Raw genomic sequence first — 12,469 nt, forward strand, 5'->3', positions numbered from 1 at the left:
GTGCCCGGCCGCCCCGTGGCGGGTACGGAATTCTGTTGCCGGGAGCGGGTCGGCGGCGGAGCATGGGCGGCCGTGACCCCGAAGCCGTCGAAGCCGAAGAAGACGCCGGACCGGAAGCAGAGCGAGAGGCAGAACCAGAAGCAGAACCAGAGGCAGAGGCAGAAGCAGGGGCAGAAGCGGAAGCCGGGACCGGGGTTCGCCGCGGTGCTTCCCGATCTGTCCCCCTGGCGCTCCACCCGCGACTTCCGGCTGCTGTTCGTGCAGGGCCTCATCACCTACTTCGGCAGCTTCATGGCGATGGTCGCGCTGCCGTTGCAGATCAAGGAGCTGACGGACTCCCCGCTCGCGGTGGGCGCGATGGGCGCGGTGGAGCTGGTGCCGCTGGTCGTCTTCGGGCTTTACGGAGGCGCGCTCGCCGACGCCGTGGACCGGCGCCGGGTGATCGTGCTGAGCGAGGCCGGGCTCGGCCTCCTCGCCGCCGCGCTGCTGGTGAACGCGCTGCTGCCGCGGCCGCTGCTGTGGCCGCTGTACCTGGTCGCCGCCGGTGTCTCCGCACTTGCGGGCCTGCAGCGCCCGGCCCTCGACTCGCTGATGGCCCGTATCGTGCCGCACGACCAGCTCACCGCGGCGGCCGCGCTGAACTCGCTGCGCTGGCAGACCGGCGCGATCGCGGGCCCGTCACTGGCCGGGCTGGTCGTGGCCTACGCCGGTTTCGCCGCGGCGTACACCGTGACGGTGCTCGGCTTCGCCGTCTCCGTCGCGCTCTGCACCCGGCTGACGCCGGCACCGCCCTCGCACGACGCGGAGAAGCCCTCGCTGCGCGGCATCGCGGAGGGCGCGCGGTACGCGTGGTCGCGCCCGGTGCTGCTCGGCACGTACGCCGTGGACATGGCGGCGATGCTGTTCGCCTTCCCCAACGCCCTCTTCCCGTTCCTGGCGGAGGACCTGGGCGCCGAGTGGTCGCTGGGCCTGATGTACGCGGCGGGCTCGGCGGGCTCGGTCGTGCTCAGCCTGACCAGCGGCTGGACCTCGCGGGTGCGTCGGCACGGGCTGCTCGTCGTGTACGGCGCGGCCGGCTGGGGGCTGGCGATCGCGGCGGCGGGCCTGCTCGACAGCGTGTGGGCCGTGCTGCTCGCCCTGGCCGTGGCGGGCGCCGGAGACATGCTGAGCGGTCTGGGCCGCTCCACGATCTGGAACCAGACGATCCCCGAGGAACTGCGCGGGCGGCTCGCGGGCATCGAGGTGCTGTCGTACAGCGTGGGCCCGCAGCTGGGCCAGGTCCGCGCCGGCGCGATGGCCGGCTGGACCGGGACCCGGCCCGCCGTCTGGGCCGGCGGGCTCGCCTGCGCACTGTCCGTGGGGCTGCTCACCGCCGCACTGCCGAAGCTGGCGACGTACGACGCGAGAACGGACCCCGACGCCCTGGCCGCCCGCCGCCGCAGGGCGACCGGTCGGATTGGGCAGGCCGGGGAGGCCGGGGAGGCGGCGGCCGACCAGGATGTGATGCCGAAGTAGCCCCGTCCGCCCCGGGGCGAGGGCGGCGCTCCCGCAGCACGGCCCGGCCGGACCCCCCGGCTCCCGGGGGCGGTCAGTCGTCCTCGCCCGCCCTCGCCGAGTCGTGCCAGCGCGGGTCGTTCTCCCACTGGAGGTTGCGCTCCGCGGCGGTCTGCATCGCGTGCTCGGCCTCACCGCGGGTGGCGTAGGGGCCGAAGCGGTCCTTGGCCGGGCACTCGGGGCCCTCCTCGACCTTCTTGTGCTCGAGGCAGTAGTACCACTCGCCCGCCTTGCCGACCGTGCGCTTCTTGAACAGGGCCATTCCCGGCTCCTCTCGCCGCCTGACCGGTACCGACGCGCTGACTACACTCGCTCGCATGTCTGCCCAGTCGCTGCTCGTTCCAGGGGAACTGTCCCCCACCCGCTCTGTACCCGGAAACATCCGCCGTCCCGAATATGTGGGCAGACCCGCGCCCACCCCTTACACGGGGCCGGAGATCCAGGATGCCGAGACGATCGAGCGGATGCGTGTCGCGGGCCGGATCGCGGCGCAGGCGATGGAGGAGGCCGCGAAGCTGATCGCGCCGGGGGTGACCACGGACGAGCTGGACCGGGTCGCCCACGAGTTCATGTGCGACCACGGGGCCTATCCCTCGACGCTCGGCTACCGGGGCTTCCCCAAGTCCCTGTGCACGTCCGTCAACGAGGTGATCTGCCACGGCATCCCCGACTCCACGGTGCTGCGCGACGGCGACATCGTGAACCTGGACGTCACGGCGTACATCGGCGGGGTGCACGGCGACAACAACGCGACGTACCTGTGCGGTGCCGTCGACGAGGAGTCGCGGCTTCTCGTGGAGCGCACCCGGGAGGCGCTGAACCGGGCGATCAAGGCGGTGCGGCCGGGCCGTCAGGTCAACATCATCGGCCGGGTCATCGAGTCGTACGCCAAGCGCTTCGGCTACGGGGTGGTCCGGGACTTCACCGGGCACGGGATCAACTCCTCGTTCCACTCCGGGCTGATCATCCCGCACTACGACAGCCCCCACGCGACGACCGTGATGCAGCCGGGCATGACGTTCACCATCGAGCCGATGCTGACGCTGGGCACCCACGAGTACGACATGTGGGACGACGGCTGGACCGTCGTGACGAAGGACAGGAAGCGGACCGCGCAGTTCGAGCACACACTGGTGGTCACGGACACGGGCGCGGACATCCTCACGTTGCCGTGAGCGGAGGAAGGGGTACCGTTTTTACCGACAGGGCGTCGGCAAGCCGTTGACTTAGGTAAGCCTAAGCAGCAGGATCGGGAGTAGGCCGTACGCCGTACGCGCCCCATCCCTCTGTCCAGGAGGTCCGCCTTGGACGGCACGCCGTTCTCCGTGCTCATCCGCACCGCCTCGCACGAACAGCACACCGAGGCGGAGAACTCCTCGTTCATGAGCGACATGCTGGGTGGCAGGCTCGGTGTCGAGGCGTACACCCGCTACACCGAGCAGCTGTGGTTCGTCTACAGCGCCCTGGAGGCCTGGGCGGACGCGTTGCGCGAGGACCGGGTCGCCGGGCCGTTCATCCGGCCGGAGCTGATGCGGGTCGCGGAGCTGGAGCGGGACCTGGCGCACCTGAGCGGCCCGGACTGGCGCGAGGGGCTCACCCCGCTGCCGGCCACGGCCGCGTACGCCGGACGGATCGAGGAATGCGCCCGCACCTGGCCGGGCGGCTATGTGGCCCACCACTACACACGCTATCTAGGCGACCTGTCGGGCGGTCAGATCATCCGGGGTACGGCGGAGAAGACCTGGGGCTTCGAGCGCAAGGGCGACGGAGTGCGGTTCTACGTCTTCGAGGGAATCGCCAATCCCGCCGCCTTCAAGCGCGGCTACCGCGAGCTGCTCGACGGCATCGTCGCCGACGACCTGGAGAAGCAGCGGATCGTCGACGAGTGCAAGCGGGCCTTCGACTACAACGGGGCGGTCTTCCGCGAGCTCGGCGAGAGGTTCCCGCTGAGCGCGTAACCCTCCGTCAGCCGCACCCGGCCCCCCACCTCGACCGAGCCGTCGGGGGCCGGTGCCGTGAGGATCTGCGAACCGCGCCCCTGCGTGATGTTCAGGGCCCTGCCGAGTTCGTGCGTCAGCAGCAGGGCCGCGGCGCCCGTCGCCTCGTCCTCGACAATGCCGTCACCGCGCCGCGGGAAGGCGCGGGCGCGTACCCGGCCCGCCGCCTCGTCCTCCCAGGCCCACGCGTACAGCCAGCCCTCGCCCGGGGGCGGGGCGGGCAGGCCGTCCACGGCCGCCGGGTCGGCGTACTGCGCCAGGGTGCGCGGGGGCGCCCACTCCGGGCGTGCCGTGATCCAGGTGAACTCGCCGTCGTGCCGCGCGAAGACCTCGCCCGCCTCGGTGACCAGTTCCTCCAGGTCGAGCAGCCAGGCGGTGCCGACGAGGGGGTGGCCGGCGAAGGGCAGCCGGACACTGGGCGTGTAGATGTCGAGCACCCCGCGCTCGGGGTCGTCGACGAACACGGTCTCGCTGTAGCCGAGTTTCGCGGCGAGCGCCTGCCGGTCCGCCGCACCGGGCACGGCGGGGCCGTCCCTGACCACACCCAGCTCGTTGCCGAAACGGCCGTCGGGCCCGCAGAAGACCCTGAGTACGTCGAGTCGTTCAGTCACTCGCGCATTCAAGCACCTGCGGGCCCGCGACGGTCAGGCCGTTCCCGCACGTTGAATCCCCCCGGCCGAACCAAGGGTTCCTGGCTCACGCCGCCTGCGGGTCAGCGACCCGACAGGTCTTCCACGATCAACACCAGCCGGGTTGGAACCAGCCCGGTTGATACGGGACCGCCAGGAGGTGCATGTGCTGTCTCTTGGCCCTCGATCAGCACGGCGTACACGCTCGGCTCTCGCAACGCACGGCGTGGGTCTTACGGATCAGGTGGACGGCCCGGCGTACGAACCGGAGTTCACGGTGCACCGTCCGGCCGTCACTCGCTCCCGCGTCCGTGCCGTGCGCGCGGGCGGCGCAGGTGAGGGCCGCGCCCGCGCCGGCGACCAGTACCCAGTACGGAGGCACCCGCGAGGGCGCGCGGCGCGCCGGCCCAGCCCGCGGCGGGGGGAGGCTCCGGCTTTACTCCCGATTGACCACCGGTTGACCTTTCCATGGGTTTCCTGTGAGCCGCCCGTGATCCCGGCGCGTCCGCGTGAGCGGAATCACTGGACGGATGGCTTCCAGCCAGGTAAGCCTTGGTTAAGTTAGGTTCGCCTCACTTGAGGCGAACCGCTTTCTCTCGTCGCATGGAGCCCGAATGCGTCCTGTCCGTCTCTCCGCCGTGACCGCTGCCGCGACCGTCGCCGCACTCGCCGCCGTCACCGGCTGCACCGAGAAGAGTGACGCCGACGCCGGCGGCGAGGACACCGTCCGGGTCACCGCGACCGACGACTCCTGCGAGGTCTCCGCCAAGGAGTTCCCCGCCGGACGCGTCCAGCTCGCCGTGGAGAACAAGGGCTCCAAGGTCACCGAGGTCTACGTCCTCTACCCGGACGACCGGATCGTCACCGAGCGCGAGAACATAGGCCCCGGCACCTCCACCGACATCACGGCCGAGGTGAAGGCCGGCGACTACGTCATCGCCTGCAAGCCCGGCATGAAGGGCGACGGCATCCGCCAGAAGGTCAAGGCCACCGGCAAGTCCACCGGCGCGCCCCGCGACCCCCGGCTGGACGCGGCCGTCGCCGAGTACCGCACCTACGTCCAGGCACAGGCCGACGAGACCCTGCCCGAGGTCAAGACCTTCGTCGACGCGGTCAAGGCGGGCGACCTCGAAGCGGCGAAGAAGGCGTACGCGCCCTCCCGCATCGGCTGGGAGCGCACCGAGCCGGTCGCCGAGTCCTTCGGCGACATCGACCCGAAGGTCGACGTCCGCGAGGACGGCCTGGAGGAGGGCCAGGACCTGGAGAAGGACTGGACCGGCTGGCACCGCCTGGAGCGCTCGCTCTGGCAGGACAAGAAGATCACCGACCGCGACAAGGAACTCGCGGACCTGCTCTACACCGACCTGGAGGACTGGGCCGAGCGGGTCGGCAAGGCCGACATCACCCCCACCGGCATGGCCAACGGCGCCAAGGAACTCCTCGACGAGGTCGCCACCGGCAAGGTCACCGGTGAGGAGGAGCGCTACAGCCACACCGACCTGGTCGACTTCAAGGCCAACGTGGAGGGCGCCCAGAAGTCCTTCGAACTCCTCGAGCCGGTGGCGAAGGAGAACGACCCGGCCCTGGTCAAGGAACTCGTCAAGCAGTTCGCGGCACTGAACACGCTGCTCGACCAGTACCGCGAGGACAAGGACTCGTACGAGTTCACCTCGTACGACAAGGTCGGCAAGGCGGACCGCAAGGAGCTCTCCGACGGTGTGAACGCGCTCGCGGAACCGCTGTCGAAGCTTGCCGCCGCGGTCGTGACGAAGTGATGGGGGAACAGATGAGCGACGTGAAGGCGCCCTCGCGGCGTGCCCTCCTCGGCTGGGGCGGAGCCGGGCTCGCGCTCGGAGCCGCGGCGGCGGGCGGCGGGGCCGTGGCGGCTCTCGGGAACGACGGCACGGAGCAGACGGTGCCGGCCGCCCTGAGCGGTGCGGCCGTGCCCTTCTACGGCGCGCACCAGGCCGGTATCGCCACCGCCGTGCAGGACAGGCTGCACTTCGCCGCATTCGACGTCACCACCGAGGACCGCGAGGAACTGGTGGCGCTGCTGAAGGAATGGACGCGGGCGGCGGCCAGGATGACGGCGGGACAGACGGTCGGCGAGGGCGCGTTCGGCCTCGCCGAGGCCCCGCCCGACGACACCGGCGAGGCACTGGACCTCAAGCCCTCCCGCCTGACCCTCACCGTCGGTTTCGGCCCGGGCCTGTTCGCCTCCGGCCGCTTCGGCCTGGAGGAGAAGCGGCCGCAGGCGCTGGTCGAGCTGCCGAAGTTCCCCGGCGACAACCTCGACCCGGCCCGCTCGGGCGGCGACCTGTGCGTCCAGGCCTGCGCCGACGACCCCCAGGTCGCCGTGCACGCCATCCGCAACCTCGCCAGGATCGGCTTCGGCAAGGTCGCGATCCGCTGGTCGCAGCTGGGCTTCGGCAAGACCTCCTCCACCACCCCGGACGAGCAGACCCCGCGCAACCTGTTCGGTTTCAAGGACGGCACCCGGAACATCGCGGCGACCGACGCGGACGAACTGGCCCGGCACGTCTGGGTGTCCGGGAAGGACGGCGCCGGCTGGCTCACGGGCGGCTCCTACCTGGTGGCACGCAGGATCGCGATGCGCATCGAGACCTGGGACCGCACCCCGCTGAAGGAGCAGGAGGACATCTTCGGCCGTACGAAGGGCGAGGGCGCCCCGTACGGGAGGAAGAAGGAGCGCGACGAGCCGCATCTCAAGGCGATGCCCGAGGGCTCGCACGTACGGCTCGCCCACCCCGACGCCAACGGCGGGGCCCGGATGCTGCGCCGCGGCTACTCGTACACGGACGGCACGGACGGCCTGGGGCGGCTCGACGCGGGGCTGTTCTTCCTGGCCTACCAGCGGGACGTACGGGACGCCTTCATCCCCGTACAGCGCAACCTGGCGCGTCACGACCAGCTCAACGAGTACATCCAGCACGTGGGTTCGGCGATTTTCGCGATCCCGCCGGGCGTCCGCGACAAGGACGACTGGTGGGGCCGGGCGCTGCTGACGTGACCGGCGGAGAGGACACACCGTGTTCGGCAACTATCTGATCGGCCTGCGCGAGGGCCTCGAGGCGAGTCTGGTCGTCTGCATCCTGATCGCCTATCTGGTGAAGACGGACAACCGCAAGGCGCTGGCCCCGATCTGGGCGGGCGTCGGCATCGCCGCCGGCATCAGCCTGGCCTTCGGCGCGGCTCTCCAGTTCGGCACCCAGGAACTGACCTTCGAGGCGCAGGAGCTGATCGGCGGCAGTCTGTCGATCGTCGCGGTCGGCCTGGTGACGTGGATGGTCTTCTGGATGAAGAAGACCGCCCGGCACCTGCGCGCCGAGCTGCACGGCAAGCTGGACGCGGCGCTGCGGGTCGGCACCGGCGCGCTGGTCGCCACCGCCTTCCTCGCGGTGGGCCGGGAGGGCATCGAGACCTCGCTGTTCGTGTGGCGGTCGGTGGACGCGGCGGACGACGGCTGGCGGCCGCTGGCCGGCGCGCTGCTGGGGATCGGCACCGCCGTGGTGATGGGCTGGCTGTTCTACCGGGGCGCGCTGCGCATCAATCTGGCCAAGTTCTTCACCTGGACGGGCGCCATGCTGGTGGTGGTCGCCGCGGGTGTGCTCGCCTACGGATTCCACGACCTCCAGGAGGCCCGCTTCCTGGGCGGACTCGACAACAAGGCCTTCGACGTCTCCTCCACCATCCCCCCGGACAGCTGGTACGGAACCCTCCTGAAGGGCACCGTGAACTTCCAGCCCGATCCGACGGTGCTTCAGGTCACGGTGTGGGCGCTGTATCTGATCCCGACCCTCGTACTCTTCCTCGCCCCGATAGGGTTCGGTCGATCGCTGGGTACCAAGGAACAGAAGGCGACCGATGAGAAGGCTGAGGCGGCCGTCCGCACTGATGGCCGCAGTGACGGCGGTGCTGTCGTGGACGGCGACCGGGTGCGTGACGGTGCACGGGGAACGGGAGATCATCCCGTCGGTGACAAGAGCTGAGGCCGCCGAGGCGCTCACCCGGTTCACCGTCGCCTACAACGCCGCCGACAAGGCGTACAACCCGGCCCTCGACTCGGGCCGGGTCACCGGCGCTCTCGGCGCGATCAACCAGGCGGGGCTGAAGGCCAAGCAGGCCACCAGCCCCCAGGGCAACCCCAGCCACTCCCCGCTGGAACTGACCGACGCCCGGTTCGCCATCCCCGAGCAGCGGGGCTGGCCCAAGTGGTTCCTCGCGGACACCGACAGCAACCGCGACCGGGACAGCGGTCCCGACGACACCCGCTGGCTGCTGGTGTTCACCCGCGACGGCGCCGGCCTGCCGTGGGAAGCGGCGTATCTGTCGATCCTGACGCCGGACGAGATACCCGAGTTCGCGACGGACGCGGACGGATGGGCGGAGCCCGTGCCGGCCGACGCCCAGGACCTGGCGGTGGCGCCGCGGGCCCTCGGCCCGGGCTACGCGGCGTACCTGAAGAACGGCGGCGGCGTCTTCGCCGACGGGCAGCACACCTCGGACTGGCGCGCGGAGCGCGTGAAGAACGCCAACAGGCCCGGCATCTCCACCCAGTACGTCGACCAGGCCCTGGACACCGAGGCCTTCGCACCGGTCGGCCTGCGGACGAAGGACGGTTCGGCGCTGGTCTTCTTCGCCACCCGGCACTACGAGCAGCAGACGGCGGCCAGCGGGGTGCGGCTGAACATCAGCGCGGATGTGAAGGCCCTGATGACGGGCGAGGCCCGGAGTACGGTCACGCTGGAGCGCGTCTCGAACCAGGCGGTCCTGGTGCCGTCGCAGGAGTCCTCGCAGCCTCAGGTGGTCTTCCTCAACCGGATCCAGGGCCTGACGGGCGCCAAGGGCGCGTGAGGCCGTGGCCCGGCCCGGGCCCGGCCACGGGGCGGCGCGGGTGCGTGCGCCGTGCGCCGGAAGTGCCGCGGGCAACCCCTACGGGCACGCGGCACGCGGCACGCGGCACGCGGCACGCGGCACGCGGGCGGAAACGGCCCGGTGGTCCCGCGGAGACGGCCGCGGCCCCGGGGAGTTCCCGGTCATATCGAGGAGTTCGAGCCGTTTCGAGGCCCCCGGCGCCGGTAGGAAGGGCCGGAAGGCATGGGTCCCTGGGTCCTCGGCGCCGGTGCCGGACCCGAGGAGCCGGGCACCCCACAACGGCGGTTCGCGTGTCGGCGCGGGGAAGGAAAAGCAGCCCGGCCCCGCCCGCGGAGGGGCTCAGTGGCGCAGGGGCCAGGCGACCGAGGCGTGGTCGGCTCCCTCGTCCGCGTGGCGTGCGCAGGCGTCGGTGAGGGCCTCGAGCAGCGTCAGCGGGTCGGGCAGCGGGCGCTCCGGGCCGCGTACCCAGCGCACGGAGCCGTCACCGGGGAGCCGCGCGGGCGGCACCAGGACGTAGCTGCCCCGGCAGTGCCAGCGCAGGCCCGGGTGCTCGTCCATGGTCTCCGGATGGCAGTCCAGTTCGCAGGGCCACCATTCGTCCTCGTCCTCGGGTGTGCCCCGGGTCGCGGTGAAGAAGAGCAGCCTGCCGTCGGAGGTCTCGGCGACCGGGCCGACGTCGACGCCTTCGGACAGCAGCCGCTCCAACGCGCTGCGACCGGCGTCGGCGGGGACGTCGAGGACGTCGTGCGTCGTACCGGTCGCGGTGATGAAGTTCGCCTGGGGCTGGGCGCGGGCCCAGCTCTCGACCTGTGCCCGGTCCGTCGTGGACTGGGTCTGCCAGGCGAAGGAGACGGGGTGCCGGCCGGGGGTGGGACAGCCGATGCGGTCGCAGGAACACCGGTAGTCGGCCGGATGGGCGGCGGGGGCGAGCGGGAATCCCGCGGCGGCCGCCTCCTGGAGCAGGCGCAGACGCTCGCGGGCGGCGTCCGCGTCCGTCGACGCGGCGGCTTTCTGCCGGCGCCGCATCCATCCCCAGGAGCCCCAGGTCGACCGGGAGGTCCTGCTGTCCGCGCCGTTGTCGCGGCCGAAGTCAGTGCCCATCTATCCCCTCGCTCAAACCGTCGTCCCCTTCCATGCTGCCACCATCCTGCTCTGCGGGTGGGCGGAGTTCTCATCCGGGGTGGTTGGTGCTATCGACTCCCGCGGGCGCCATTGACGGGCATATCGGCATATTCGGCCCTACGTTGGCCTCATGGTCACACGGAGTCTGCTGACGAGCATCGCCGCGCTGTCCTTGGCCGGGACGCCCCTGCTGCCCCCGGCCGGCGGCTCGGCCGCCATCGACACCCTCCCCCGGCCGGTGTACGTCGCTCACCGCGGCGGCGCCCTGGAGGTGCCGGAGAACAGCATGTCGGGGCTGCTCGCGGCGTACCGGAGGGGCAGCGCGCACATCCTCGACGTCGACGTGCGCAGGCTGCGCGACGGCACGCTCGTTGCGATGCACGACCGGACGCTCGACCGGACGACCGACAAGCGGGGTCCTGTGCGCAGACTCACGCTCGCCCAGTGGCGCAAGGTGCGGCTGCTGCCGCCCGCGCGGCTGCGCGGGGCCTGGAAGGCGGAGCGGCCGCCGACCGTCCCCGAGGTTCTGGACAGGCTCGGCGGCAAGGTGGTGCTGATGCTGGAGGTGAAGGATCCCAGGGGGCTGCCCGCGCTCGCGCGGGAACTCCGCCTGCGCGGGCTGACCCGGTCCGTGTTCGTGAACACCAACAGCCCGGACGTGGCCCGCCGTATCCACGCGCACGGGCTGCTCACCCAGCTGTGGCGGTCGGCGAAACAGATGCGAGGCGACAGGCCGAGCCGGTGGCGCGGCTTCGTCGACACCCTGGACGTGGACTACCGGGCCCGGGCCCGGGACCTGCGCCGGGCGGCCGCGTCCGGGATCCCCCGGGTGTGGGCGCACACGGTGAACACGCCGCGGGACCGGGACCGGGCGCTGCGGCTGGGCTGCAACGGGATCATCACGGACGCACCGGGCCTGCTCACCCGTGGGCGCTGAGGGTCGGGGGCTCGGGCCTCAGCGCGCGCAGGACGAGGTCCACGAGGGAGTCGGCGTACTCGTGGGTGAGGGGACGGGTGCGCAGCAGCCACCGGTGCGTGAGCGGACCCACGAGGAGTTCGGTCGCCGTCCGCGGGTCCACGTCCGCGGAGATCTGCCCGGCTTCCCTGGCCGCAAGGAACCGTGCCTCGTAGAGCCCGAGCTGGGGTTCGAGGAGCTTGCGGGTGAAACGCTCGCCGAGCTCCGGGTCGGTGGCACCGGCGGCGGTGAGGGCGCGTGCCGGGGCTTCGAATCGATCGTCCCCGAATTCGTCGACGGTGGCGCGCAGCACCAGTTTGAGGTCGGCGGCGAGGTCGCCGGTGTCCGGGAAGCCCTCCCATTCCCCGGCCTCGGCGGCGTGTTCCGCGAGGGCCAGCGAGGCGTCGAGCAGGACGTCGGCCTTGGAGGGCCACCAGCGGTAGATGGTCTGCTTGCCGACGCCGGCGCGGGCGGCGATCGCCTCGACGGTCAGCTTGTTGTATCCGAGCTCCACGACCAGGGCGAGTGAGGCATCGAGGATGGCACGCCGTGAGCGTTCGCTGCGGCGCGCGGCGTCGGGCGCGGTCTTCTGGGCCATGCCCGCATCCTAATCGCTCGACAAGACGCCGCGTCTCGCTTATGGTGAATGCGAGACGATACGTCTCGTTCCAAAGAACTGGCGGAGGTGTGATCATGACTCGTGGTGGAGCGGGGAACATGCTCGGCGTCGGCGGCACCCGCAAGCACCTGTCCCGGGCCTCGCTGCGCGGCGGAGCCCGCGGCGGCACCTCGCCCGGCGGAGGCGCCGACCCACAGGCGCAGAAGCGCGAACTCCTGCGCAGGCTCCAGGAGAACCGCCGGGCCGGGTCCGGGAAGGCCGGCGAGTGAGCCGGTCCGGCGCGGCTCCGCGCGTGGGCGCGAGCAGCCGCGGCGAACCGCGGATCGGGCACCGGACGCCCGGCGTCCGCCCGGGACCCGGTGCCCGCCCTCGGGCGCGGTCCACGACTCGTCCGCCCGCGGTCGCCCGGGACGGGCCTGCCCGCCTCTGGTGGCACTGCGGCGAAGACGCGCGACGGAGGGTCGGGGTGCCCCCGCCCCGGCCGGGCACGCTGTCCGGTCCGCCCGGGAAGGAGGTGCGGTGCGCCGGTGACGCGAGCCGGTGACGTGGGCCCGTGAAACACCCGGAACCGCCGGGTCCCGGGGCCGCGGCCGGTGCGGCCGAGTCCGGCGGCGGGGACGGCGCGGCGCTGCCGCACGGGGAGCCCGGCGGACCGGCGGCGGGCGGAGCGGGTGAGGGGCCGGTGGTTGTCTACCGG

The 12,469-nt window shown here is 71.9% G+C and carries 13 protein-coding genes; 9 read left to right on the plus strand and 4 right to left on the minus strand.

Features of this window, described 5'->3' with window-relative positions; translation table 11 throughout:
* Positions 1–204 precede the first annotated feature (204 nt).
* Positions 205–1,515: an MFS transporter gene (locus GUY61_RS25850; protein WP_166632657.1), complete on the plus strand. Its 1,311-nt coding sequence runs from the start codon at positions 205–207 to the stop codon at positions 1,513–1,515.
* A gap of 73 nt (positions 1,516–1,588) precedes the next feature.
* Here GUY61_RS25850 and GUY61_RS25855 read toward each other — a convergent pair whose 3' ends face one another.
* A complete protein-coding gene (locus GUY61_RS25855; RefSeq protein ID WP_166632646.1) occupies positions 1,589–1,816 on the minus strand; it encodes a hypothetical protein in 228 nt (75 codons plus the stop codon).
* A gap of 55 nt (positions 1,817–1,871) precedes the next feature.
* Here GUY61_RS25855 and map point away from each other — a divergent pair, with 55 nt between their 5' ends.
* A complete protein-coding gene (gene map, locus GUY61_RS25860; RefSeq protein ID WP_166632647.1) occupies positions 1,872–2,729 on the plus strand; it encodes a type I methionyl aminopeptidase in 858 nt (285 codons plus the stop codon).
* Between the two features lie 129 nt (positions 2,730–2,858).
* Positions 2,859–3,512, plus strand: coding sequence for a heme oxygenase (biliverdin-producing) (locus GUY61_RS25865; RefSeq protein WP_166632648.1), 654 nt, complete (start codon positions 2,859–2,861; stop codon positions 3,510–3,512).
* Here the strand turns inward: GUY61_RS25865 and GUY61_RS25870 are convergent.
* Positions 3,458–4,162, minus strand: a complete 705-nt coding sequence (locus tag GUY61_RS25870) for a PhzF family phenazine biosynthesis protein (RefSeq protein WP_166632649.1) — start codon at positions 4,160–4,162, stop codon at positions 3,458–3,460. The genes GUY61_RS25865 and GUY61_RS25870 overlap by 55 nt on opposite strands.
* Positions 4,163–4,794: 632 nt before the next feature.
* Between GUY61_RS25870 and efeO the strand changes: the two genes are divergently transcribed.
* The 4 genes from efeO to GUY61_RS25890 are packed head-to-tail and all read left to right on the plus strand — an operon-like array spanning position 4,795 to position 9,055.
* Positions 4,795–5,955, plus strand: a complete 1,161-nt coding sequence (gene efeO / locus GUY61_RS25875; RefSeq protein ID WP_166632650.1) for an iron uptake system protein EfeO — start codon at positions 4,795–4,797, stop codon at positions 5,953–5,955.
* An 11-nt stretch (positions 5,956–5,966) separates the two neighbouring features.
* Entirely contained in the window at positions 5,967–7,211 is a 1,245-nt protein-coding gene (efeB, locus tag GUY61_RS25880; RefSeq protein WP_243766752.1) for an iron uptake transporter deferrochelatase/peroxidase subunit, read from the plus strand.
* A gap of 19 nt (positions 7,212–7,230) precedes the next feature.
* On the plus strand, positions 7,231–8,190 hold the full coding sequence (gene efeU / locus GUY61_RS25885) for an iron uptake transporter permease EfeU (protein WP_166632652.1): 960 nt from the start codon (positions 7,231–7,233) through the stop codon (positions 8,188–8,190).
* The gene (locus GUY61_RS25890; protein WP_166632658.1) at positions 8,096–9,055 is read left to right on the plus strand and encodes a hypothetical protein; all 960 of its coding nucleotides are present in this window, start codon (positions 8,096–8,098) and stop codon (positions 9,053–9,055) included. Before efeU ends, GUY61_RS25890 begins: the two co-directional genes overlap by 95 nt.
* A gap of 360 nt (positions 9,056–9,415) precedes the next feature.
* Here the strand turns inward: GUY61_RS25890 and GUY61_RS25895 are convergent, their stop codons facing one another.
* Entirely contained in the window at positions 9,416–10,177 is a 762-nt protein-coding gene (locus GUY61_RS25895) for a bifunctional DNA primase/polymerase (protein ID WP_166632653.1), read from the minus strand.
* Positions 10,178–10,328: 151 nt separating this feature from the next.
* On the opposite strand from GUY61_RS25895, the gene GUY61_RS25900 reads away from it, so the two are divergent.
* The gene (locus GUY61_RS25900) at positions 10,329–11,135 is read left to right on the plus strand and encodes a glycerophosphodiester phosphodiesterase family protein (RefSeq protein WP_166632654.1); all 807 of its coding nucleotides are present in this window, start codon (positions 10,329–10,331) and stop codon (positions 11,133–11,135) included.
* Here the strand turns inward: GUY61_RS25900 and GUY61_RS25905 are convergent.
* Positions 11,119–11,751: a TetR/AcrR family transcriptional regulator gene (locus GUY61_RS25905; RefSeq protein ID WP_166632655.1), complete on the minus strand. Its 633-nt coding sequence runs from the start codon at positions 11,749–11,751 to the stop codon at positions 11,119–11,121. The genes GUY61_RS25900 and GUY61_RS25905 overlap by 17 nt on opposite strands.
* 95 nt (positions 11,752–11,846) lie before the next feature.
* Here GUY61_RS25905 and GUY61_RS25910 point away from each other — a divergent pair, with 95 nt between their 5' ends.
* Positions 11,847–12,041 carry a DUF6243 family protein gene (locus tag GUY61_RS25910; RefSeq protein WP_166632656.1) on the plus strand — a complete coding sequence of 65 codons (195 nt, stop codon included), beginning with the start codon at positions 11,847–11,849 and terminating at the stop codon, positions 12,039–12,041.
* The last annotated feature ends 428 nt before the right edge of the window (positions 12,042–12,469 follow it).

This window comes from Streptomyces sp. GC420 (genome assembly GCF_009916105.1).
GTDB lineage: Bacteria > Actinomycetota > Actinomycetes > Streptomycetales > Streptomycetaceae > Streptomyces.